This is a genomic window from Croceicoccus sp. Ery15, assembly GCF_020985305.1.
Classification (GTDB): domain Bacteria; phylum Pseudomonadota; class Alphaproteobacteria; order Sphingomonadales; family Sphingomonadaceae; genus Croceicoccus.
Window position 1 is genome coordinate 3,589,614 of the sequence record NZ_CP087588.1, and the last position, 21,013, is coordinate 3,610,626.

Annotated in this window: 25 protein-coding genes and 1 tRNA gene; 13 read left to right on the forward strand and 13 right to left on the reverse strand. The window is 61.8% G+C overall.

Translation table 11 applies throughout. The features are described from left to right. Positions 1-19: 19 nt before the first annotated feature. The 10 genes from LOZ77_RS17480 (at position 20) to LOZ77_RS17525 (ending at position 7,840) form a co-directional block, all read left to right on the forward strand. Positions 20-1,771 (forward strand): cation:proton antiporter, encoded by a 1,752-nt coding sequence (locus LOZ77_RS17480; protein ID WP_230280207.1) that lies wholly within the window; start codon positions 20-22, stop codon positions 1,769-1,771. 29 nt (positions 1,772-1,800) lie between these two features. Continuing rightward, positions 1,801-2,139 carry a phosphoribosyl-ATP diphosphatase gene (locus LOZ77_RS17485; protein WP_230280208.1) on the forward strand — a complete coding sequence of 113 codons (339 nt, stop codon included), beginning with the start codon at positions 1,801-1,803 and terminating at the stop codon, positions 2,137-2,139. Next, entirely contained in the window at positions 2,139-2,522 is a 384-nt protein-coding gene (locus LOZ77_RS17490) for a histidine triad nucleotide-binding protein (RefSeq protein ID WP_230280209.1), read from the forward strand. Before LOZ77_RS17485 ends, LOZ77_RS17490 begins: the two co-directional genes overlap by 1 nt. A 108-nt stretch (positions 2,523-2,630) precedes the next feature. Next, entirely contained in the window at positions 2,631-3,185 is a 555-nt protein-coding gene (locus LOZ77_RS17495; protein WP_230280210.1) for a YbgC/FadM family acyl-CoA thioesterase, read from the forward strand. A 5-nt stretch (positions 3,186-3,190) separates the two neighbouring features. Continuing rightward, on the forward strand, positions 3,191-3,910 hold the full coding sequence (gene tolQ / locus LOZ77_RS17500; protein WP_230280211.1) for a protein TolQ: 720 nt from the start codon (positions 3,191-3,193) through the stop codon (positions 3,908-3,910). Further along, positions 3,911-4,369, forward strand: a complete 459-nt coding sequence (locus tag LOZ77_RS17505; protein ID WP_230280212.1) for an ExbD/TolR family protein — start codon at positions 3,911-3,913, stop codon at positions 4,367-4,369. Between the two features lie 3 nt (positions 4,370-4,372). Then, positions 4,373-5,218 carry a hypothetical protein gene (locus LOZ77_RS17510; protein WP_230280213.1) on the forward strand — a complete coding sequence of 282 codons (846 nt, stop codon included), beginning with the start codon at positions 4,373-4,375 and terminating at the stop codon, positions 5,216-5,218. A 2-nt stretch (positions 5,219-5,220) separates the two neighbouring features. After that, positions 5,221-6,579 carry a Tol-Pal system beta propeller repeat protein TolB gene (gene tolB / locus LOZ77_RS17515; protein ID WP_370638034.1) on the forward strand — a complete coding sequence of 453 codons (1,359 nt, stop codon included), beginning with the start codon at positions 5,221-5,223 and terminating at the stop codon, positions 6,577-6,579. A gap of 121 nt (positions 6,580-6,700) precedes the next feature. Continuing rightward, on the forward strand, positions 6,701-7,213 hold the full coding sequence (pal, locus tag LOZ77_RS17520; RefSeq protein ID WP_230280214.1) for a peptidoglycan-associated lipoprotein Pal: 513 nt from the start codon (positions 6,701-6,703) through the stop codon (positions 7,211-7,213). Between the two features lie 81 nt (positions 7,214-7,294). Then, the gene (locus LOZ77_RS17525) at positions 7,295-7,840 is read left to right on the forward strand and encodes a J domain-containing protein (protein ID WP_230280215.1); all 546 of its coding nucleotides are present in this window, start codon (positions 7,295-7,297) and stop codon (positions 7,838-7,840) included. 117 nt (positions 7,841-7,957) lie between these two features. Here LOZ77_RS17525 and infC read toward each other — a convergent pair whose 3' ends face one another. Next, positions 7,958-8,476: a translation initiation factor IF-3 gene (infC, locus tag LOZ77_RS17530; RefSeq protein ID WP_230281927.1), complete on the reverse strand. Its 519-nt coding sequence runs from the start codon at positions 8,474-8,476 to the stop codon at positions 7,958-7,960. 292 nt (positions 8,477-8,768) lie between these two features. Beyond that, a complete protein-coding gene (gene pdeM, locus LOZ77_RS17535; protein WP_370638035.1) occupies positions 8,769-9,518 on the reverse strand; it encodes a ligase-associated DNA damage response endonuclease PdeM in 750 nt (249 codons plus the stop codon). Between the two features lie 46 nt (positions 9,519-9,564). Between pdeM and hemF the strand changes: the two genes are divergently transcribed. From hemF to LOZ77_RS17550, 3 genes are all read left to right on the forward strand, one after another. Then, positions 9,565-10,422, forward strand: a complete 858-nt coding sequence (gene hemF, locus LOZ77_RS17540) for an oxygen-dependent coproporphyrinogen oxidase (RefSeq protein ID WP_230280216.1) — start codon at positions 9,565-9,567, stop codon at positions 10,420-10,422. 114 nt (positions 10,423-10,536) lie between these two features. After that, the gene (locus LOZ77_RS17545; protein ID WP_230280217.1) at positions 10,537-12,012 is read left to right on the forward strand and encodes a S41 family peptidase; all 1,476 of its coding nucleotides are present in this window, start codon (positions 10,537-10,539) and stop codon (positions 12,010-12,012) included. 110 nt (positions 12,013-12,122) lie between these two features. Further along, positions 12,123-14,216 (forward strand): bifunctional (p)ppGpp synthetase/guanosine-3',5'-bis(diphosphate) 3'-pyrophosphohydrolase, encoded by a 2,094-nt coding sequence (locus LOZ77_RS17550; RefSeq protein ID WP_230280218.1) that lies wholly within the window; start codon positions 12,123-12,125, stop codon positions 14,214-14,216. An 18-nt stretch (positions 14,217-14,234) separates the two neighbouring features. On the opposite strand, the gene LOZ77_RS17555 is transcribed toward LOZ77_RS17550, so the two are convergent. The 11 genes from LOZ77_RS17555 to LOZ77_RS17875 all read right to left on the reverse strand — a co-directional run bounded on the left by LOZ77_RS17555 (position 14,235) and on the right by LOZ77_RS17875 (position 20,881). Then, positions 14,235-15,209, reverse strand: a complete 975-nt coding sequence (locus LOZ77_RS17555) for a peptidylprolyl isomerase (protein WP_230280219.1) — start codon at positions 15,207-15,209, stop codon at positions 14,235-14,237. 223 nt (positions 15,210-15,432) lie between these two features. Further along, a tRNA-Val gene (locus LOZ77_RS17560) sits at positions 15,433-15,508 on the reverse strand. Positions 15,509-15,544: 36 nt separating this feature from the next. After that, complete coding sequence (locus LOZ77_RS17565) at positions 15,545-16,753, reverse strand: integrase (RefSeq protein WP_230280220.1); 1,209 nt, start codon at positions 16,751-16,753, stop codon at positions 15,545-15,547. Positions 16,754-16,889: 136 nt separating this feature from the next. Beyond that, the gene (locus LOZ77_RS17570) at positions 16,890-17,255 is read right to left on the reverse strand and encodes a hypothetical protein (protein ID WP_230280221.1); all 366 of its coding nucleotides are present in this window, start codon (positions 17,253-17,255) and stop codon (positions 16,890-16,892) included. A gap of 11 nt (positions 17,256-17,266) precedes the next feature. Next, a complete protein-coding gene (locus tag LOZ77_RS17575; RefSeq protein WP_230280222.1) occupies positions 17,267-17,692 on the reverse strand; it encodes a DUF1367 family protein in 426 nt (141 codons plus the stop codon). Then, positions 17,689-18,057, reverse strand: coding sequence for a DUF1364 domain-containing protein (locus LOZ77_RS17580; RefSeq protein ID WP_230280223.1), 369 nt, complete (start codon positions 18,055-18,057; stop codon positions 17,689-17,691). Before LOZ77_RS17580 ends, LOZ77_RS17575 begins: the two co-directional genes overlap by 4 nt. Before the next feature lie 10 nt (positions 18,058-18,067). Next, complete coding sequence (gene ssb, locus LOZ77_RS17585) at positions 18,068-18,502, reverse strand: single-stranded DNA-binding protein (protein WP_230280224.1); 435 nt, start codon at positions 18,500-18,502, stop codon at positions 18,068-18,070. Positions 18,503-18,512: 10 nt separating this feature from the next. After that, a complete protein-coding gene (locus LOZ77_RS17590) occupies positions 18,513-19,346 on the reverse strand; it encodes an ERF family protein (protein WP_230280225.1) in 834 nt (277 codons plus the stop codon). Between the two features lie 380 nt (positions 19,347-19,726). Beyond that, positions 19,727-20,218 (reverse strand): hypothetical protein, encoded by a 492-nt coding sequence (locus LOZ77_RS17595; protein WP_230280226.1) that lies wholly within the window; start codon positions 20,216-20,218, stop codon positions 19,727-19,729. Next, the gene (locus tag LOZ77_RS17600) at positions 20,215-20,712 is read right to left on the reverse strand and encodes a hypothetical protein (protein ID WP_230280227.1); all 498 of its coding nucleotides are present in this window, start codon (positions 20,710-20,712) and stop codon (positions 20,215-20,217) included. Before LOZ77_RS17600 ends, LOZ77_RS17595 begins: the two co-directional genes overlap by 4 nt. Before the next feature lie 40 nt (positions 20,713-20,752). Further along, the gene (locus tag LOZ77_RS17875) at positions 20,753-20,881 is read right to left on the reverse strand and encodes a hypothetical protein (RefSeq protein ID WP_255671147.1); all 129 of its coding nucleotides are present in this window, start codon (positions 20,879-20,881) and stop codon (positions 20,753-20,755) included. Positions 20,882-21,013 lie beyond the last annotated feature (132 nt).

Genomic DNA, 21,013 nt, shown 5'->3' on the forward strand with positions numbered 1-21,013 from the left:
ATACGGGGGCATAGGCACCATGGGTGAGAGCGCAAGCGCAGGACTGCTGATCGAAGGCTTCGTCCTGCTCGGCGCGGCGCTGGTGTTCGTTCTGCTGTTCCGGCGGCTGGGGCTGGGCGCGACGCTGGGCTATCTGGTCGCGGGCGTGGTCGTCGGCCCGCAAGTGCTGGGCCTTGCCGGAGATGCCGAGGACAAGCTGCATTTCGCCGAGCTTGGCATCACCTTTCTGCTGTTCATCGTCGGCCTCGAACTGGCCCCACAGCGCCTGTGGCGCATGCGGCGCGAGATTTTCGGACTGGGATTTGCGCAGGTCGTGCTGTGCGCCGTGGCGATTGTCGCGCTGATCTGGCTGACCACCGGCTTCACCTTTGCCGCCGTGCTGGCGCTGGGTCTGCCGCTTGCTCTGTCCTCGACCGCGCAGGTCTTGCCGATGCTGCAATCGGCGGGACGCCTGCGGACGCCGTTCGGCGAACGCGCCTTTGCGGTCCTGCTGTTTCAGGACCTGTCGATCATCCCGCTCCTCACCATCGTCGCCGCGCTCAGCCGCAATCCGGCGGATCAGGCGGGGCCGCCCGGATGGCAGCTGGCGCTGATGACGATTGCCGCAGTCGTCGGGCTGATGCTGGTGGGCGCCTATCTTCTGCGCCCGCTCTTGCGGCTGATCGGCAATCTGGGCGAGCGGGAGATGTTCGTGGTCGCCGGCCTGTTCGCGGTGGTCGGTTCGGCGGCGCTGATGGCATGGCTGGGCCTGTCGACCGCGCTGGGCGCATTCGTCGCGGGCGTGATGCTGGCCAGCTCTCCCTTCCGGCACGAGCTTGAGGCAGATGTCGAGCCGTTCCGGTCGATCCTGCTGGGGCTGTTCTTCCTTGCGGTGGGCATGATCCTCGATCTGCAGGCCATTGCCGAACGTCCCGTGTTCGTGATCCTTGGTGCGATCCTGCTCATCGGCGCGAAAACCGGCGTGATCTTTCTGCTGGGGCTGGTTGCCAAAATGCAATGGCGCAGCGCGCTGGCACTGGGTCTGCTGCTCAGCCAGGGGGGCGAGTTCGGCTTTGTGCTGTTCGCTGCCGCCGAACAGGGGCTGCTGATCAGCGGAGAGGCATCGAGCCTGTTCACCGCGATCATCACGATTTCGATGGCGTCCACCCCGTTCCTGATGAAGTTCACGTCCAGCATCCGCAAGCCAGCCAATGGCGATAGCGAGGAGCGCGAGGGCCCCGTCAACGAAGGTGCGAGCGCGCTGGTCGTCGGCTATGGCCGCTTTGGCCAGACGGTCGCGCAGGCCCTGTCGGCGGGCGAGATCGGGCTGACCGTGATCGACCACGATGTCGAACAGATCGACGTGGCACAGGAATTCGGGGCGACCGTCTATTTCGGCGATGGCACGCGCATGGACCTGTTGCGACAGGCCGGCGCGTCCGAGGCGGAGGCGATCCTGTTCTGCATCGACGGCGACCAGATCGACAGCCATTTGCTGCGCGAGGTGCACGAGGCTTTTCCCAAGGCGCTGGTCTATATCCGCGCCTATGACCGCCGTTCGATCTTGAAAATGGACCCCGGCGACAAGGATGTGGTGGTGCGCGAGGTTTACGAATCCGCCATCACCATGGCGCGCGAGGCATTGCGCGGGCTGGGAACCAGCGAGCAGCATATCGACGGCGCGATCGAGGATTATCGCAAGGTGGATGAAGAGCGGCTGAAGCTGCAACGCGAGGCAGGTGACCTGCGCGCGGGGCGCGACCGCATGTTCGTTCCCGATCCGCGCCACTGATGCGCGCCACAACAGCGAATAAGGGCATCATGACCGACACCACCGACATACTCACCCGCCTTGCCGCGACGATCGAGACCCGCAAGGGCGGTAATCCCGACGAAAGCTATGTCGCCAAGCTGTTCGACCGCGGCCCCGATTATGCCGCGCGCAAGCTGGGCGAGGAAGCGGTCGAGACCGTCGTCGCCGCGCTGGCGGGCAGCGACGGGGAACTGGTGGGCGAGGCGGCGGATGTGATCTTCCACCTGTCGGTCCTGCTTGCCGCGCGCGACCTGTCGATCCTTGACGTGCTGGGCGAACTGGCCCGCCGCGAAGGGCTGTCGGGGATCGACGAAAAGAACGCACGCAGCGCAAAGGGAGCGAAGTAATGCAGCCTGTCGACCCCATGCAGCCCTATGATCCCGACAATATCTTCGCCAAAATCCTGCGCGGCGAAATCCCTTCGACCCGCGTGTACGAGGATGAATGGGCGATCGCCTTTCACGATATCGCGCCGGTCGCGCCCGTACATGTGCTGGTGATCCCGCGCGGCGCCTATGTCAGCTGGGACGATTTTTCCGACCGTGCACCGGCCGAGGAAGTGGCCGGTTTCGTCAAGGCGGTGGGCAACGTCGCGCAGCAATTGGGGCTGGTCGAACAGGGCTATCGCCTGATCAACAATATCGGGCCGGACGGCGGGCAGATCGTGCCGCATCTGCATGTCCATTTGCTGGGCGGGCGCGTAATGGGGCCAATGCTGACACCGCAATAGCGCGGTTCGACCCCTGTGTTGCCACCATTCGTGGCATCGCCGCGATCAGTGGTTAACAAGTCCCGCTCCCGCGCTTGTGTGACGAATCGCAGCGCGGCTATGAGCGCAATGTCTATGCGCTCCGACGATGATCCCGATATTTCGCATCATGGCGAGGCGCTTCCCGTTCCGGCGGGAGGATCGATCCTGCGCGGCGCGCATTATTATGCGGTGCGCGTATTCTTCGAAGATACCGATCTGTCGGGCGTGGTCTATCACGCCAACTATCTGCGCTGGTTCGAACGCGCGCGCTCGGACCTGTTGCGCATGCTGGATATCGACCAGCGCCACGCGCATGAAGGGGGTGAGGGCGCCTATGCCGTCAGCGATCTCGCCATCCGCTATGCGGCGCCCGCGCGGCTGGATGACGATGTGCTGATCGAAACCCGCGCCATGCAAATCGGTCGGGCGTCGTGCCGGTTGAAACAGCGTGCATTTCGCGACGTTCAATTGCTGGCCGAAATGGATGTGCGCGTCGGTTTCGTCGCCCCCAATGGCCGTCCGCGCCGGCAGCCCGAAAAATGGCTGGCCGCCTTCGATAATTTCATGAACCGTTCACCTGACGCGGGCAATTCCGCGCCTCAGGGGGTTCTCCCCGATCATTCTCCAGACCTGAAAGACTGATGTCGATGACCGCAACCGCCCTTGTTCTGGCTGCCGCGATTCCCCCTGCCACCGTGGCCGCGCCCACCCATCTCGATCCGCTGCAACTGTTCCTCGATGCCGGTATCGTGGTGAAACTGGTCATGGCGGGCCTGCTGCTTGCATCGGTTTGGGTATGGGCGATCATCGTGTCCTTTTCGATGAAGGTCGGACGGCTGGAGGCGAAGAACCGTCATTTCGAAAAGAGCTTCTGGCGCAGCGACAATCCCGATGCGCTGATTGCCAACCGCGAAGGCAATCTCCCCTCGCGCTCGGTGGCAGAGGCGGGGCTGGCCGAATGGCGCGCCTCGACCGAAAGGGGCGTCCGCGACCGCGAGGGTACGCGCGCCCGTCTGACGCAGGCGATGGATGCGGCGGTCACGACCGAAAGCGACAAGCTTGCCGCGCAGCTCAATTTCCTTGCCACCGTGGGGTCGGTCGCACCCTTCGTGGGGCTGTTCGGCACGGTCTGGGGCATCATGGAAAGCTTTTTCCAGATCGGTGCGCAGTCCAATACCTCGCTCGCCGTGGTCGCGCCCGGTATTTCCGAGGCCTTGTTCGCAACCGCCATCGGCCTGTTCGCGGCCATCCCTGCGGTGATCGCCTATAACCGTTTCTCGCACCGCGTCGGCACGTATGAAACGCGCCTCTACCGCTTTGCCGACAAGCTGCACGCCTCGCTCAGCCGCGAACTGGAGGCGATGTAAATGGGCGCAAGGCTCGCATCATCAGGCGGCGGCGGGCGCGGCAGGCGCGGACGCCATGGCCGTGCGCCCATGGCCGAGATCAATGTCACGCCGATGGTCGACGTGATGCTGGTGCTGCTGATCATCTTTATGGTCGCGGCCCCGCTGCTGGTCGCGGGCGTGCCGGTCGATCTGCCCGACAGCCAGGCCGACGCCCTGAATAACGAGGACCGGCAGATCAGCGTCTCTCTCGACGAACAGGGCCTCATCTATATCGACGAGGATCGCGTGCCCGCGGGCGATTTTGCCGACAGGCTGGCCGCCATTTCGCCGCCCGATGCGGTGAACGCGCCGCCGGTCGTGCTGCGTGCCGACCGTTCGCTGGATTATGGCCGGGTGGTGGCAGTGATGGGGGCCTTGAATGCCGCCGGATTCCGCCAGATATCGCTGGTCACACACGGTTCATCTGAAAGCCCATAGCCGATGGCGAATATGCGTTCCGCCTTTGCCCTTTACGATGCGCCCGAATCGCCCGCTTTCGGGCAGGAGGAGCGCGTTGGGCTGGGCATTGCCATCGTGGCTCATGCCATTCTGTTCGCAGGGCTGGCATGGTGGGATTCCTCGCCCGAGCCGGTGGACCTGCCCGAACGAATTTCGGTAACCGTTTCGGACGAAATCGCGCTGGAATCGATCTCGCCCAATCCGATGGCCGATCCGGCCCCCTCGGTCGCGCCCGAGATCGGAGAGATCCGGCCCGCTGCCGAATCGGTTCCCGAACCCGTGCCGGTCACTGCCGCGCCGGTTGAAACACCGCGTCCCGCACCGACCCCGCGTCCGAACCCGACGCCAGCGCCCCAGCCCAAAGCGCGCCAGCCCGAACCGAAACCCACGCCGCCGCAGCCCAAACAGCAACCGCGCGAGAAACAGCAGGCGCAGGGCAGCCGGATCGGTTCGGACTTCCTGTCGGGCACCGGCGGCAGCGGTTCCGACCGCGAGCAACCGGCGGAACGAGCAGGACCGGCAACCGCCGCCTCGCTCTCCTCGGCCATTGCGCGCGCGTTGAAACCGCACTGGACCGCGCCGCAAGGGGCAGATGCCGAAAAGCTCGTCACCGTGCTCGCATGGCGCATGAACCGCGATGGCAGCCTTGCGGGCCGCCCCGAAGTCGTGTCGCAGTCGGGCATTACCGAAGCCAACCGGGCGCAGGCCGACCGCCACGCCGAACTCGCCATCAGGGCGGTGCAGCTGGCTGCGCCGTTCGACCTTCCGTCTGAATATTACGATAGCTGGAAACGCGTGGATGCGTTCCGTTTCGACCGGAGACTCTAAGGATGCTCAAAGCTCACCGGCCTCATATTTTCGCCCTGTTCGCGGCTGCCATCGCCGCAACGTCCATGCCTGCTGCCGCACAGGAATCGGGAGGGCTGACCGGCTCCGTCTCCGACGAAAGCGAATGGCAGGATCTGGGCATCGCCATCCCCGCCTTTCCAACCGACCGCGACCAGCCGACCCCTGCCGCCCCGCAAACCACGTCGAAGCTGGGCGTGGAACTGGCGCGGGTGATCACGGCCGATTTGCAGAACAACGGCCTGTTCAAGCCGGTCGGCCCCGACCGCCTGCCCAAGATCGCCTTTAGCGAGGCGACCAATCCGCAATTCGACCGCTGGCGTCCGCTGGGCACCGACATGCTGGTGCACGGCTATGTGACCGCCGCTGCCAATAACCAGCTGACGGTGGGCTGCTATCTCTATGACGTGCAGCTGGGCAGCGAACTGGTGCGCGAAGGCTATGTCGTGGCGCCTGCCGACTGGCGCCGCGCCGCGCATAAATGCGCCGATATGATCTATTCGCGCCTGTCGGGCGAGGAACCGTTTTTCGACAGCCGCATCGCCTATATCGCGGAGACCGGCCCCAAGGGAAACCGGCGCAAGCGTCTGGCCATCATGGATTCGGATGGCGCGAATCATCGTTTCATCACCAGCGGATCGTCGAGCGCGCTGACCCCGCGCTATTCGCCCGATTATTCCAAGATCGCCTATCTGTCCTATTCCGACGGCAATCCGCGCATCTATGTCTATGATATCCAGAGCGGGCGTCAGACACTGGTTACGCAGGCCAGCGGCCCGACCTTTGCGCCGCGCTGGTCACCCGATGGCCGCTATATTCTCTATTCCATGGCGATTGCCGGCAATACCGACATTTACCGTGTTTCGGCCAGCGGCGGCGGCACGCCCGTCAAGCTGACCGACAGCCCCGGCATCGACATCGGCGGGTCCTATTCGCCCGATGGCAAGCGGATCGTGTTTGAATCCGACCGTTCGGGCAGCCAGCAAATCTATGTGATGGATGCCGACGGATCGAACCAGCGCCGGATCAGCTTTTTCGGCGGCCGCGCGGCGACGCCGGAATGGAGCCCGCGCGGCGACCAGATCGCCTTTACCCATATCGCCGGCGATCTGCGGGTCGCGGTAATGAGCCCGTCGGGCGGCGGCATGCGCCATCTGACCAATGCGTGGCAGGACGAGGCCCCGACGTGGAGCCCCAATGGCCGCATCATCCAGTTCTTCCGCACGACGAAGAACACTGGCCAAACTTCGCTGTGGCAGGTCGACCTGACCGGTCGCCACCTGCGCAAGCTGGATACGCCCGAAGACGCTTCCGACCCCGCATGGGGACCGGTTCTGCCCTAACTGCGTTATCCCTTTAATGCCGCGCGTCCGATGGGTCCGGACGTACGGAATCGATTGACCCGACCGCCTGATGCGAGGCATTCCGTTATGGGCCCGCAATATAAGAATAAGGAGCTTTGAAATGTCGCTCTTGAACCGCCAGTCTGCCGTTCTCCTCATCGCTGCCAGCACGCTTGCGCTTGGCGCGTGTAAGTCGACGCCCGACGAACTGCCGCCCGAACCGACCCCGATGCCGACGCCCGCTCCCGCGCCCGCACCCAGCGGTCCGGTGCCCGGCAGCCAGGAAGATTTCGTCGCCTCGGTCTCGTCGGATCGCATCTTCTTCGACACCGACCGTTACAATGTCGACAGCGCCGACATGGCCACGCTGCAAAGCCAGGCCCAGTGGCTGGCCCGCTATCCCAACGTGCGTGTCACGATCGAGGGGCATGCCGACGAACGCGGCACCCGCGAATACAACCTCGCGCTGGGTGAACGCCGCGCCAATGCCGCGAAAAACTATCTCGTCGGACTTGGCATCCAGGCTGGCCGCATCAATGTGGTGAGCTATGGCAAGGAACGTCCGGTCGCCCTTGGCTCTGACGAGCAGAGCTGGGCGCAGAACCGCCGTGCGGTGACCGTCACGGTTCAGTAAATCCTCGGGTGGGCGGTCCGTCGATGCTTTTCGGCGGATCGCCCCTCGACCCCCGGCGATCCAGCCTGTAACGGTTTTTCCATGGCACGTTCGGGTCGATCGATGGACTGGGGTTTTCCCCGCTGGCGCGGCTATGAAGCCGGACGCGAGGCACAGACGGTACGCCTGTGCGACCGCCACGGATGCGAGGAGCCGGGCAATTGCCCCGCACCCAAATCTCCCAACAGCCCCGACCGCTGGTATTTCTGCGAAAAGCACGCCGCCGAATATAATCGCGGTTGGGACTATTTCGCGGGTCTCGATGCCGAGGAAGCCGCCGCCCGTGCCGCGGGAGAGCGTTCGGAGAATGCCGGATATCAGCAGGCTTCGCACTACGGCTGGGGCGGATCGGGAGACGGTTCGCGCAGTCGGGACGAGATCAACGCGCTCGACGCGCTGGATCTGGAATATGACGTCGACTTCGCCACCATCAAGAAAGCATGGCGGGCCAAGGCGAAGGAAGTGCACCCCGATGTGAAACCGGGTGATGACGCGGCTGCCAAGGAATTTCACAAGCTGCAACTGGCCTATGAAGTGCTGCGCGCTGCCGAAGAGCGCCGCAGCTGGCATGGCCATCCCGAAGGATAGATCGCGCCAATAGCGGCGCGAACGCCACGCCCCCGCGCACCCAGTCCAGTGTGAAACGCAAAAGGCGCAAGCGGTATACCGCTTGCGCCTTTGCTATCGCCGTATTGACGCGACCGTTTATTTTGGGGCCAGCACCATCAGCATCTGGCGGCCTTCCATGCGCGGATAGGCTTCGACCTTGGCGATCTCTTCCACGTCTTCCTGCACGCGCTTGAGCAGGTTCATGCCCAGCTCCTGGTGCGAAAGCTCGCGCCCGCGGAACCGCAGGGTCAGCTTCACCTTGTCGCCGTTTTCGATGAACTTGTTCACATTACGCATTTTCACGTCGTAATCGTGGTCATCGATATTGGGACGCATCTTGATCTCTTTGAGTTCCTGCGTCTTTTGCGTCTTGCGGGCGGCATTGGCCTTTTTCTGGGCTTCGTACCGGTATTTGCCGACGTCGAGGAACTTGCAGACCGGCGGGTCGGCATTGGGCGAAACCTCGACCAGATCGAGCCCGACTTCGGCCGCGCGTTCGATCGCCTCACGCGTGTACATCACCCCGAGATTCTCGCCTTCGTCATCGATGACGCGAACCTTGTCGACCTGAATGAAATTATTATATCGCGGCCCGCTCTTGACCGGCGGTTGCAAACTGCGACGGGGTGGACGTGCTATGGGGCCTTCTCCTTCGGTTGCCTCGAACCATTCACTCAAACACACGGCTGACGCGGGCCATAAAGGCAGTGATCGGTCAGTCGCAAAAATCGCCGCCCGCCATTGGCTGGATGCCGATGGTCAGGGCAGGCCGAAACCTTTAGCGGGCGCTCTTATCCCTAAACGGGCCCAAGTTAAAGAGAGAACAGGACGCCGGAACGACGCCTTTTGCGCAAGGTGTGGACGATAAATAGGGGTTTGCCCCCGCGAATCCAACCCCGCGCCGGTTTCAGGCGGCCTTTCCGCCGGTTTTCGTGCTTGCAGGCCAAAGCGGGAATCGCAGCAATTTGCCTGCCGCCGGAACCGCCGCCTCGATCGTGCGGGCGGGTTGCAGCGCCGCGACGATGGCGGGATCGTCCGCGTTCATGCCGCCCGTCAGCGCGCCGCATGCGGGCAGCACCATGCGTCCGCCTCGATTGCCCGACCCATGGGCCACAACGGCGCATGGCCGCACGATTCGCCGTCCGCGCAGCGACAATTGCAGGCGGGGATGGAAATGGCCCGACAGTTCGGGCCGCATCTCGTCGGCACGGGCGATATGGCGCAGCACGATGCCCGCGATCTCCATCTCGGTCACTTGCGTACCGCCGGGCGCTGCGGCCTCGCCGTGTTTCTCGTCGTGATTGCCGGTGATCCACACCCAGTCCAGCGCGCGGGTCAGCGCGTCGAGCATGCCGCGCGCATGCGGCTCCATCCGCTCCGGTCCGGCGGCATCGTGGAAATTATCGCCCAGCGTGAACACCCGCCGCGCACCGGTCGCCCGCACTGCCTGCGCCACACGTTCCAATGTCTCGCGGCTGTCATAGGGGGGCAGCATCTGGCCGGTTTGCGCATAAAAGCTGGCCTTTTCCAGATGCAGGTCGGCCACGATCAGTGCATTCTCCCGCTCCCAATATAGCGCGCGGCCGATGCCTGCATCGGCGACCATGCGCCATGCCTGACCGGCAAATTCGAAAGGGGCGAACGAAACGGGAACCATGCGCTTGCTATTGCCGCCGTGCGCCGCATTTGGCAAGCGGCGCTGCATGACCGACTGGACCAAACAGACAGAGCAGGCCCGCGACTGGTTCGAAACCCTGCGCGATCGCATTTGCGCCGCCTTCGAGGCGATCGAGCGCGAGGCGGGCAGCGATGCCGCGTTCGAATATACGCCATGGCAGCGCGAGGAAGCGGGGAACGACAATCCCGGCGGCGGGACGCGCGGATTGATGAAGGGCAGGATCTTTGAAAAAGTTGGGGTGAACGTCTCTACCGTGCATGGCAGTTTTGCGCCGCAATTTGCGGGCACGATCAACGGTGCCAGCCCCGAACATCCGAATTTCACGGCCACCGGCATCAGCCTTGTGGCGCACATGGCCAATCCGCATGTGCCAGCGGTCCATATGAATACACGTTTCCTGACAACGCAGAAATCATGGTTCGGGGGCGGGGCGGATCTGAACCCGCCGATCCCTTATGAACAGGATACCGCCGAATTCCATGCCGCGATGAAGGCGGCCTGCGATGCGCATGGCGGTGAGTATTACGACCGGTTCAGCAAATGGGCGGACGAGTATTTCTATATCCCCCATCGCGGCGTGCATCGCGGGGTTGGCGGTATATTCTATGACCATCTGGAATGCGCCGATGCGGCCGGATTCGACGCCAGTTTCGCCTTTACCCGCGCGGTGGGAGAGGCGTTTCTGGATATTTTCCCGCGCATCGTCCGCCGCCGCATGGGGCAGGAATGGAACGCGGCAGAGCGGCAGCAAATGCTGGAATGGCGCGGCCGCTATGCCGAATTCAATCTGGTCCACGATCGGGGCACCTTGTTCGGTTTGAAGACCGGCGGGAATATCGACGCCATCTTGATGAGCCTGCCGCCAGAGGCTGCATGGAGTTGATTGCATGCGATAATCCGAAACCGGTTTAAGTTGAAATTAAGCCGGTTCGGGCGAATAGTGCGATCGACGGAACGGGCCGCCATACAATCGCGGGCCCGCAACAGGGATCGCAGAATGATGGGACCGAATTCGCAATCGCGCCGCGCGGCATCGCGCAGCAAGGCTATGACCGGTGCCGGCAATGCGCTGGGCGCGCTGGCCATGGTACTGGCGTTGACAGGCTGCGGCGGCGGTGGCGGCGGATCGGGTTCGGGCCCGACGGTCGTCTCGCCTTCTCCTACGCCCACCCCGACGCCCACGCCCACGAACAGCACCTGTTCGCTGTCGAACCGGCAGGCGTGGGTAAAGGCCGCGCTGGACGAATGGTATCTGTTTCCCGATCTGCTTGCGACGAATGTGAACGCCTCGACCTATACAGACCTGCAATCCTATATCGACGCGCTGGTTGCGCCCGCCCGGGCAGAGTCCAAGGACCGTTTTTTCACCTATGTCACCTCGATCGAGGAGGAAGAGGCCTATTACGCCAGCGGTTCGACCGCAGGGATCGGTGCGCTTCTGGCACTGGACGGCGCCGGACGCCTGTGGGTGCGCGAGGCCTATGAAAATGCGCCCGCTTTTGCCGCGGGCATGGATCGCGGGACCGAGATTACGGCCATCGGGACAAGCACATCGAATCTGGTGACCGTCACGTCGATGGATTACGACCAGCTGGTCGATGCGCTGGGTCCGTCGGATGTCGGCGTGGCGCGTGTCATGCAGTTTACCACGGCAGAGGGGCAGACATTCACGCGGACGGTCACCAAGGACGATTACGATATCGAGCCGCTCTCGCCGCGCTATGGCGCGAAAGTGCTCGACACGCCGTCGGGCAAGGTCGGCTATGTCCATTTGCGGACCTTTATCGAGCCGGCTCAGGGCGCGCTGCGTACCGCCTTTGCCGGTTTCAAGGCGCAGGGCGTGACCAATGTCATCGTCGATGTGCGCTATAATGGCGGCGGGCTGGTCAGCACGGCGCAAGTGCTGGGCGGGCTGCTGAATGCAGGCAACATCGGCAAGGTTTTCTCGACTCTGGAATTGCGCGCCAGCAAGGCATCGCAGAACGACACCTATTATTTCGAGGACGAAAGCGGTGCGATCAGCGCGGCGAAAGTCGCCTTTATCGGCACATCCTCCAGCGCTTCGGCGTCGGAGCTGATCATGAATGCGCAGATACCCTATTCGGGTGGCAATGCGGCGCTCATCGGGTCGAATACCTATGGCAAGCCGGTAGGGCAGTTCGCCTTTGACCGCGACGAGTGTGATGACCGTTTGCGCGCGGTCACCTTCCGCACCGCCAATGCCGACGGCGATGCCGATTATTTCACCGGCATGGCCAGTGTGATGGACAAAACCTGCCGGGCCAGCGACGATCTTGGCAACCAGCTGGGATCGGTGGACGAAGCATCGATCGCCACTGCAACGGGCTGGATCGGGGGTAACAGCTGCACCGCCATTACTGCGGGCGGTCAGGGGACGCTGTCGGTGGGCGGACGTACGCCCATGCCCGCGCGACCCAACATCGCACAGATCGAGATGCCCGGCCTGTTCTGACCCCAATGCCTGTTCTGACCGCGATAATGCTCTGAACGCGTGAATTCGGCGCTTTTCGCAACTCAGCAGAGTTGCAAGCCGCGCAAGAAGCGCCCAAATTCGCCGTTAAGATGCTGCGCCAGTACGAACTTGTCGAACGTGTAAAAGCCTATGATCCCGACGCGGACGAGGCGATGCTGAACCGTGCCTATGTCTATACCGTGCAGAAGCACGGCACGCAGAAGCGGGCCAGCGGCGACCCCTATTTCAGCCATCCGGTCGAAGTGGCGGGTTTGATGACCGACCTGAAGCTCGATCAGGAAACGATCATCACCGCGCTGCTGCACGATACGGTGGAAGACACGCTCGCCACGATCGAGGATGTGGAGCGTAATTTCGGAGCCGAAGTCGCGCGGCTGGTCGATGGCGTGACCAAGCTGTCGAAGATCGAGCAGATGCCCGAGAACGAGCGCGCGGCCGAAAACCTGCGCAAATTCCTTTTGGCGATGAGCGAGGATTTGCGCGTCCTGCTCGTCAAGCTGGCCGACCGGCTGCACAATATGCGCACGCTGCACTTCATATCGAAGCCGGAAAAGCGCCAGCGCATCGCGCGCGAGACGATGGATATCTATGCCCCGCTGGCCGAGCGTGTGGGCATGTACGAATATATGCGCGAGATGCAGCTGCTGGCCTTCGAACAGCTGGAACCGCAGGCCTATGCCACCATCACCGGCAGGCTGGCGCAGATCCGGTCGGAAGAAGGCGGGCAGGTCGACGAAATCGCGCTGCGCATCAAACAGGTGCTGGCCGAAGGCGGGCTGAACGTCGAGGTTTCGGGGCGCGAAAAACATCCCTTTTCGATCTGGAAGAAGATGGCCGAACGCCATGTCAGTTTCGAACAGATCACCGATATCATGGCGTTCCGCGTGCTGACCGATAGCGAGGAGGATTGCTATCGCGCGCTGGGCCTGCTTCACCGCAACTGGTCGAGCCTGCCCGGGCGGTTCAAGGATTATATCTCCACCCCCAAGGCGAACGGCTATCGCTCGCTTCACACCGCGATGATCTATCGCAATTCGATGAGGATGGAGGTGCAGATCCGCACGCAGGAAATGCACCGCACCAATGAATTCGGCCTTGCCGCGCATTGGGCATACAAACAGGGCGGGGCGACGCCCGACGGACAGGTCGGCTGGCTGCGCGATCTGATCGAGGTGATGGAGCAGGCGCAGGACGCCGAGGAACTGCTCGAAAACGCGAAGCTGGCGATTTATCAGGATCGCATCTTCGCCTTTACACCCAAGGGCGCGTTGTATCAGCTGCCAAAGGGGGCAACGCCAGTCGATTTCGCCTTTGCCGTGCATACCGATCTGGGCGCGCAGGCGGTGGGTGCCAAGATCAACGGGCGGCACATGCCGCTGCGCACGCCGCTGGCGAACGGCGACGTGGTCGAGATTATCAAGGGCAGCGACAGCGAACCACAATTGTCGTGGCTCAGCTTCGTGACGACCGCCAAGGCGCGCGCCGCGATCCGCCGTTCGGTCCGCATGAAAGAGCGCGAGGAAACGGTCGAAACGGGCCGCGACCTGTACGAATCGATCGTCGCGCGCATGCCCGGCAAGGTCGGCAAAAAGGCACTGACGGGCGCGCTCAAGCGGCTGGAGCTGTCTGACGAGGACGCGCTGATGCTGGCCATCGGCGAAGCGCGTCTGGGCGAGCGTGAAGTGATGGAGGCGCTGGTCCCCGGCAGCGCGGCCGAATTGCCCGACAACAGTTTCTGGCAGGCGCCCCTGCGTGCCGTCCGCATTCGCGGGCTGAAACGCGGGTCCGATTTCGTGCTTGGCGAATGCTGCCATCCGGTGCCGGGCGACCGCATCGTCGGCCTGTCCGACGGCAAGACGGTCAAGGTCCATACCATCGATTGCCTGACCCTTGCCAGGGAAGCGGGGGACGAGGAGTGGATGGACCTGTCATGGGACGCCAATACCGATGGCGCGACCGGACGATTGCAAGTCATCCTGTATAACCGTCCCGGCACGCTGGCCGAAATGACCGGCATTTTTGCGGCCAACCACGTCAATATCTCGCATCTGGCGCTTTTGTCTCGCGACGAGCGTTTCGGCCATTACGAGGTGGACATCGAAGTGCGCGATCTGGCCCATCTTACGCGCAATATCAGCGCGCTGCGGGCCAGCGATGCGGTCGCGCAGGCTAATCGCGTTTAGCAGCGGCGAGTTCAGACCCTATTCGGACACCCGCCGCACCGGTAAGGGCACGGCGCAGACATCGGTGTCGCCCGCGCTGATCGTGTAAAATTCATTCGTGCCGGTCGCGAACACCTTGGCCATACGGGCAAAGCTTTCACCTTCGGTCGACAAATATTCAAAGCGCGGCGCATCTTCTAATTCGCTTGCCAGCCTGACCGAAACGACCAGCGTGCGCGTGTTCTTGTCCTTATAGGTGTTCATCCGCCCGTGCCCGCGCGGCAGGGCGGCGAAATGATCCATCCCTTCGATCACGCGCCCGACCAGAGCAAGATTGCGATCAAGTCTGCGCGGCGCATGGCCGATGATGGCATAAAGCTCGCTGCCGGTGCCTGTATCGGGCGATTCGTTGCGCCCCACGCCGACCATTCCATAGCAGTGGATCGGCCAGATGCTGCTGTCGTCCCACGCCACGGGCCAGCCTTCGCGGAAACCGGCGGCAGGCGCGAAATTGTCGCAAATGGCGGCGCTGTCGAATCCGTCATCGGCGCAAGGGTCCGCAACGGTCGCGGTTAAGCCGGTGTGATGGACGTAATCACTCTCGGGCGACAAGACGATTTCATCGGGCAGCGGTCGGGGCGTTTCGCCGGCATCGGGGTCGCTAGCCGGATCGCCCCATTGCACGACGAAATTATCGACCAACCGGTAAACCCACAGCCCGTCGTACCAGCGCGTTTTGGTCAGCAAGCGCAGATTATCAACCCAGCCTTGCGCGAATGGCGCGCTCATTAGACGAATTACGATCTGCCGTTCTTCGCCCGTTTCTGTAGGGGCGAGCGTGATGATCATCAGATCCTCTGGCGCGATTTCCGTCCATTCTGCCGCGGGGGCGCTGTCCGCGATCTGTTTGGGCGTTGGTTCGGATTGGGGGGCTGGCGGGGGCTGGCGACCATCCTGCGCGAAGGCGGGGGCGGCACAAAGGGCGGCGGCGGCAAGCGCGAGGGGCAGTTTCATACCGCCGATGATGGCACCCGCGCGCCGCTTGCGGAAGGGGCTTGGCCGGGCGGTGATTCGCCCGATGGGGTTAGTCAGCCTGTCTGAAATTGCCATTCAGCGGTTCAGTTCGGCGTTGACGAAAATTTTTTCTACTTAGTCCAACCGGCAATTTTTACCGGCGCACAAGGTTAATGCATGCGGACCAATGCCGTGCCACGGCCTGATTCGCGATGAAGGGGAATGGTGGGCGGTGAGGGGCTCGAACCCCCGACCCTCTCGGTGTAAACGAGATGCTCTACCAGCTGAGCTAACCGCCCTTGGCGTTTCCGTAACGCCCGTACTTCCTAGCCTTTTCACGCTTCCGATGCAAGGATTATCACCTTGCCTTTCGTCGTGGTGGCCCGCGAATGGCCCGCAGACCACTTGGCCGCTTCCGCCTCTACAGACCGGAACAGCTTCGTCAATGCCTTTCGTGCTTTCGGGCAATGATGCGGATCGTAATGCAGGTAATGGCGGCTCGTCGTGCGGGCCACGCCGCGATGCGAGGGCAAGTGTCCGGCGATGCTAGACAGTTCGGCCCCTGGCACGCCTTCCTGATCCATGAATGTCGCGACCGTATGGCGGATCGTGTAGGGGGTCACCTCCTCCGGCAACCCAAGCGCCCCGCGCATCGTGTGCCACCAGCGTTTGCGGCTCTTGACCGCTTCATGCGGGTTATCCTGCCAATCCTTCAGAATGGTTTTCAGCGGCGCTATGACGGGCACCACGGCGTTTTGCTTGTCTGTCCGCGCTTCCCCTGTCGGGTGAAGGTCCAGCACATCGTCATGCCATTGTGTTTCGGGATCGAACGCCAGCGCAGGACCGGGCCGCGATGCTGTGGCAATCATCAGAGCCAGCCAGCGGTATGCTGCCTTGTCGTCTTTCGCGTAACCAATCATTGCGCCTAACTGCCTTGCGGTCAGTACAACGTCTCTGGCATCCGATCTTAGCTTGCGGTCCACCGATGCGATCTTGGGCGCGACGATCCGGCCCTCTGCCTCTGCATGGTGTAGCGCAGCGCGCATATCCTCGATGTTCCGCTGCACGCTTTCACCGGTCACGCCCTGCGATATGTGATTGAATGTCTTGCCGTTCCATTCGACGCTGTATCGATGCGGCCCCATGCGCCAGCGGCGGAATCTGGCAACAGTGCTTTTAGTAAGGTCTGACACCGCCACGCCGGTTCCAAGGTCGTCCTGCTGGAAAAACCCGATCCATGCGCGGAAACTGCTTTTCACGGTGTCGATCCTCTTAACGTCCGGCCCATGCTCGCGCAGGTAGTGGAACAGGTGGGGGATTAACTCGCTTGCGGTCTGGTCCCTGCTTCTAGTGCGTTCCGCTGCCTCGTAGGCGCGAAGGACCGGTTCCGCTTCCTCTACAGTCCTTCGCTTAGTTGACCGATAGACAATGGACCGCGACTTTTCGGCATAGGTCGCGATTTGCCAAATGTCGGGGGATTTCCCGTCCCGCCGTTTGTCGAGCCAGTAGTCTCCGACGACGAGCGGGCTGTCATGGCGGGGCATAGTTCTTGGGCTTCTCGCTTGACCAAAAGTTCAAGCACGCCGTATCCGGCAAGCTCGCGTAGCTGGTCAAGCGTGAAGGTTGCGCCAGTCTCGTTCCGCAGGGCGCGCCGGTATTTCTTGGCAATCGCCTCGGCTGTCATTGTGCATCCCCTATACCATGGGCCAAGCCCTTGAGCCTGTGTTTCATGGCGGTGTAAGGTGCGGGATCGTATTGAACGGCGGAAAGATGGCGTTCCACTTCTGCCAATGTGTTCGCCCGCGCATCCCGCAAAGCCCCTTCCAGAGCCTCAATGCGGTCAGTTTCGTCGCGGGGCCGAATTACGATTTCGTGCGTCTTGGAACAGCCTTCGCAAAGGCAATAAGCGCTATAACCATAAATGCCCTCAACGCCATAAAGCCAAGCGCCGGTAGATCGTTCATGGAACCCGTCAAGATCGGCGTCATAGAAGGTCTTTCTTTCGCCGCACTGGTCGCAAATGTGATAATCTGCGAATGCCATCATTCATTCTCCAATCAGGCTGCTAGAGCCATTGCCTCGTTAATTACGTCTTGCGGTGCGGTCCCTGCCATGAACCGGCCCACAAGCGGCGGAATGGCGGTCTGCACGAATGTCTCGAATGCGGTCTGGTCCATCTTGGCGAAGCTGATGCTGCCGGGGATGAAATGCGTTTCCCCGCGACTGTCTGTGACTGCCTCGCCAACCCCTGCCGCCAGCTTTGCAAAATGTAGTGCGGCCTTCGTGCTGATGTGCGGGTTGCTGTTATCGCTGATCAGCTTGAGCATGGCCCAGAACAGTTTGTGATACTGTCCGTTGCGCACCTTCTTTGCGTCTAACGAGACAATCTCGCCAAGCTTGGTCCGTGCGGCCAGATCCTGCGCCATGTCATTGAACGGCGCGAAGCCTTCCAATGTGCGGCGGAATAGGGGGCGGTCAGTCACGCTTCCCGTTCCTTCTTTACCCTGCGTATGTCCGCTGCCTCTGGTGACTTGATGGCCAGCATATCCAGAAGCGCCCATACGGTTTGCTTTTGGTCGGCTGCGTAACGCCGCCAGAACGTTTCCTCGCCATGCTGGTGCTGGTCGTAGCGGTGGCACTGGTGGCACAATGGCACGGCGAGAAAGTCGTCTGGAATTTGCCCCATGCCTGCCCCGCTGCGCATCCTGACATGGGCCGCTTCGATGTTATCCATCGACCCGCAATTGCAGCAGGCAAACTCCCTGATCCACCGGAGGTGCTTGGGAGAGTGCCAGCGGCTTTCGCGCTTGACCTTCTTGGGTTTGCGTTGGGGCAGGATGGCGTTCATCGGTCAGCCCTCAAAACGGAATGTCGTCATCGAGGTCGTCATAACCTCCTGACGATCCACCAGTGCCGCCCGACGAGCCGCCGCCCTGATTGCCGCCACCTTGCGCGCCATCGAGCATTTGGAGCGTGGCGGATGGCCCTTGCAAGACGCATTCTGTTGAATACCGATCCTGCCCATTTTGGTCTTGCCATTTTCTGGTGCGCCACTTGCCCTGCACAAAGACCTTACTCCCCTTGCGGAGATAGCGTTCGATCACTCCAACCAGACCGTCACCGAATACGGCGATAGTTATCCATTCGGTTTTTTCCTGCCGGTTCCCGTCGCGGTCTTTGTATTTCTCGGTTACCGCGATGCGCATGTTGGCAATCTTGGTGCCCGATTGGGTGGATCGAATTTCAGGGTCAGCCCCCAAGTTTCCGATGAATTGACATTGATTAAGCGACATGTCGTTCCTTTCAGCCAGCGGCCATGATGTCTTTGCGGACACGTTCAATCACGTGCTCCATTCCCTCGAAGGTCTGGTCTTTGGCGCGACCGCCGGTCCACCAGTCGGGCAGTGCCTTCCGCATCTGTTCGATAAGCGAAGCGTTCTCTTTGAGAATGCTTTCGAGGCTTCCGATGTCGTCCACGGCCTCGATGTCTCGCCAAACATCCCGTGCGAGCGTTTTCAGTTCGGTCTTGTTCTTTGCCGGGCCCTGCGGGAATGGGGCGTCTTTCGCAGCGTCATAGGTGTTTCGCGGTGCTGATGAGCTGCCATCATCGTCCTCGCCTTCCGTGGTCAGGTTGAGTAGCAAGGTCGCCGCATACCGCTTACCATAGGATAGGGTGGACCCGACACTTTGAACCGCGTTCTTAGCGCCGCTGGTGTCAGTCGGCAGGGGGAGGGTGGCCTCGTCCTTGAAGCCCAAACGATGGCGCAGGATGGCCGTAACCGCCACCTGCTTCTCAACCGTAGTAGGCTTGAATGATAGGCTGAAGCCATGCTCGGACAGGATCGGCGTTATTGCCTTGTTGATGTCCTCCCATTCGGCAAACTCCGAAATGGTCTGGCCCTTATGAACGATTGCGCCGCCCTTAGTGATAGCGGGAAGATCCGGCTGCATGGCGGAGAACGCCTCGCTGAAAGCAATCTCCGCATCGCGCGCCTGCACCCGCTCCTGCATGGCGATCAGGCGTTCCATCTTGTCGATGTCCACGCTTGGATCGCGGGCCGCACGGCTTATTACGTCAAGCAGTCCGCCGCTGTAATCGGTGACTTCGTTCGATGATGTTTTGGTAACAGCGTTCATTAGAAAAACCTCCGCAATAGCGATTGAAGCCGTGACGGGCGGGACACGCAGTGGCCCGATCCCGAAGGGACGAAAGCGCGGCCCCGCAGGGGATTGCCCAAACTGTGGTAAGGCCGTCCTTGGGCATCTTTGAGCGGCCATCCCTGCCTTGCCTTACCCATTGGTTTTGTCCTTAGATGCGCGGATGGGTTGTTCCATCCAATCTTCAATGTCATCTTCGGGGCAGTATTCGACTGTTCCGCTGCCAGCACATTTCGGGCATGGCTCGCCGTAATCATCAGGGCTAAGATCATCCCACCGAACATGGCGGCTGCGGGCGCTGGGAGTTGACCCAAGAACTTCACCCAATCCGTTGCATCGCGGACATTCAACATCAACGATCATGGCTTACTCCCCATGTCTGTGCCGCAGTTGAAGCAATGGTGCGGCCCTTCCTCCATGCTGGTGTCAATCTGGTGGCGACCAGTCGGCGAGTGCGGGCACTCTGCTGCTACTGCTTGCTCTACCGTGTCGGGGGATTGGGAGAGGGCTGTGCAGGCGCGGAGAGCCCTGCGCGCATATTGCTGCGCGCGGTCCAGTTCGGTCGAATAGACATCTGCCGCGGTTTCATGTGTCCAAGGCTCTACCGCCCTCACCTTAATGGATGCGATCGCTTCCAACGCCTCACGCATGGCATTGCTTGCAGGCTCGCTCTTGGTATGGGTGAGAGCAGAGATGATGCGGTCGCGTAGGCGCAGCGGGAGCGTGACGACTTGCCCCATATTCTCGCCTGTCACGGTGTCGATGACGTTCTGCACGGTGAGCGCCGCCAGTTCCTCCGCCAGCCCATCGGGCACGGGGCTGTTGGCTGTGCGGGTGTTGTCCTCGCTCATGCTTCTGCATCCTTCAGTGGGGTGATTGCGTAACCGCGCAGGGTTTCGATGATGCGCTCGTTCAGGCGCAGCATGGCGCTTTCCCTTGTTTCGGTATGCGACCGCATGCCGAGTGAGTGGGATGGTGCAATATCCCGCGCATGTTGGTCGAACGCAGTCTTGAGTTCTGCTAGCACATCCGGTTCGGGATCGGGCAGGATGAGGCCGCGCAATCCTTCCTCTGCTTTATAAGCAAGGTCCGCCGTGGGTTCGTCGAAAACGAAACTGGCCAACGCCTGTTCGATGAACGCTTGGCCGTACTTCGCAGCCTCGCTTACTTGGTCGAGGTGGCGGGCGAAGGCGTGTTCAATCGCGTGCTCATAATCCAATCTCAACGCAGTCATCGCATCGCGCGTCAGTTCCTTGCGCCGCTCAATCGCTGCTTTTGATGGTGTATCGTTCATAATAATATCCAAGCTAAAGCCGTCTCTATCGTCGCTGCTATCGCTATCCATGGAAGGATAAGCATGGAGCGGTCATCGGGGTGGATGCGGGTCATGCGAACAGTCCCTTGATCCATCGACGGACCTTGTGACGGGTGCGGCCTGACAGTTCCTGCCACTGGCGGTGGATGCAGTAGGGCGCGATAACGGCCAGTGCCGCCACGATGAGCCATTCGATCATGGGGCCATAATCCCAAGCACGGCCAACCCTATCAGCCCGACAACAAGCATCAGACCGGCAGGCCATTGATCGCGGAGTGCTTCACGAAGGGTCATGCGAACCTCCAGGCCAAATCCACCAGTCCCAGACCGG

What these genes read in the sequence shown, in the direction of transcription:
- LOZ77_RS17480 (WP_230280207.1), top strand. Translation starts at nt 20, where the DNA reads ATGGGTGAGAGCGCAAGCGCAGGACTGCTGATCGAAGGCTTCGTCCTG.
- LOZ77_RS17485 (WP_230280208.1), top strand. Translation starts at nt 1,801, where the DNA reads ATGACCGACACCACCGACATACTCACCCGCCTTGCCGCGACGATCGAG.
- LOZ77_RS17490 (WP_230280209.1), top strand. Translation starts at nt 2,139, where the DNA reads ATGCAGCCTGTCGACCCCATGCAGCCCTATGATCCCGACAATATCTTC.
- LOZ77_RS17495 (WP_230280210.1), top strand. Translation starts at nt 2,631, where the DNA reads ATGTCTATGCGCTCCGACGATGATCCCGATATTTCGCATCATGGCGAG.
- tolQ (WP_230280211.1), top strand. Translation starts at nt 3,191, where the DNA reads ATGACCGCAACCGCCCTTGTTCTGGCTGCCGCGATTCCCCCTGCCACC.
- LOZ77_RS17505 (WP_230280212.1), top strand. Translation starts at nt 3,911, where the DNA reads ATGGGCGCAAGGCTCGCATCATCAGGCGGCGGCGGGCGCGGCAGGCGC.
- LOZ77_RS17510 (WP_230280213.1), top strand. Translation starts at nt 4,373, where the DNA reads ATGGCGAATATGCGTTCCGCCTTTGCCCTTTACGATGCGCCCGAATCG.
- tolB (WP_370638034.1), top strand. Translation starts at nt 5,221, where the DNA reads ATGCTCAAAGCTCACCGGCCTCATATTTTCGCCCTGTTCGCGGCTGCC.
- pal (WP_230280214.1), top strand. Translation starts at nt 6,701, where the DNA reads ATGTCGCTCTTGAACCGCCAGTCTGCCGTTCTCCTCATCGCTGCCAGC.
- LOZ77_RS17525 (WP_230280215.1), top strand. Translation starts at nt 7,295, where the DNA reads ATGGCACGTTCGGGTCGATCGATGGACTGGGGTTTTCCCCGCTGGCGC.
- pdeM (WP_370638035.1), bottom strand. Translation starts at nt 9,518, where the DNA reads ATGGTTCCCGTTTCGTTCGCCCCTTTCGAATTTGCCGGTCAGGCATGG.
- hemF (WP_230280216.1), top strand. Translation starts at nt 9,565, where the DNA reads ATGACCGACTGGACCAAACAGACAGAGCAGGCCCGCGACTGGTTCGAA.
- LOZ77_RS17545 (WP_230280217.1), top strand. Translation starts at nt 10,537, where the DNA reads ATGATGGGACCGAATTCGCAATCGCGCCGCGCGGCATCGCGCAGCAAG.
- LOZ77_RS17550 (WP_230280218.1), top strand. Translation starts at nt 12,123, where the DNA reads ATGCTGCGCCAGTACGAACTTGTCGAACGTGTAAAAGCCTATGATCCC.
- LOZ77_RS17555 (WP_230280219.1), bottom strand. Translation starts at nt 15,209, where the DNA reads ATGAAACTGCCCCTCGCGCTTGCCGCCGCCGCCCTTTGTGCCGCCCCC.
- LOZ77_RS17565 (WP_230280220.1), bottom strand. Translation starts at nt 16,753, where the DNA reads ATGCCCCGCCATGACAGCCCGCTCGTCGTCGGAGACTACTGGCTCGAC.
- LOZ77_RS17570 (WP_230280221.1), bottom strand. Translation starts at nt 17,255, where the DNA reads ATGATGGCATTCGCAGATTATCACATTTGCGACCAGTGCGGCGAAAGA.
- LOZ77_RS17580 (WP_230280223.1), bottom strand. Translation starts at nt 18,057, where the DNA reads ATGAACGCCATCCTGCCCCAACGCAAACCCAAGAAGGTCAAGCGCGAA.
- ssb (WP_230280224.1), bottom strand. Translation starts at nt 18,502, where the DNA reads ATGTCGCTTAATCAATGTCAATTCATCGGAAACTTGGGGGCTGACCCT.
- LOZ77_RS17590 (WP_230280225.1), bottom strand. Translation starts at nt 19,346, where the DNA reads ATGAACGCTGTTACCAAAACATCATCGAACGAAGTCACCGATTACAGC.
- LOZ77_RS17595 (WP_230280226.1), bottom strand. Translation starts at nt 20,218, where the DNA reads ATGAGCGAGGACAACACCCGCACAGCCAACAGCCCCGTGCCCGATGGG.
- LOZ77_RS17600 (WP_230280227.1), bottom strand. Translation starts at nt 20,712, where the DNA reads ATGGATAGCGATAGCAGCGACGATAGAGACGGCTTTAGCTTGGATATT.
- LOZ77_RS17875 (WP_255671147.1), bottom strand. Translation starts at nt 20,881, where the DNA reads ATGATCGAATGGCTCATCGTGGCGGCACTGGCCGTTATCGCGCCCTAC.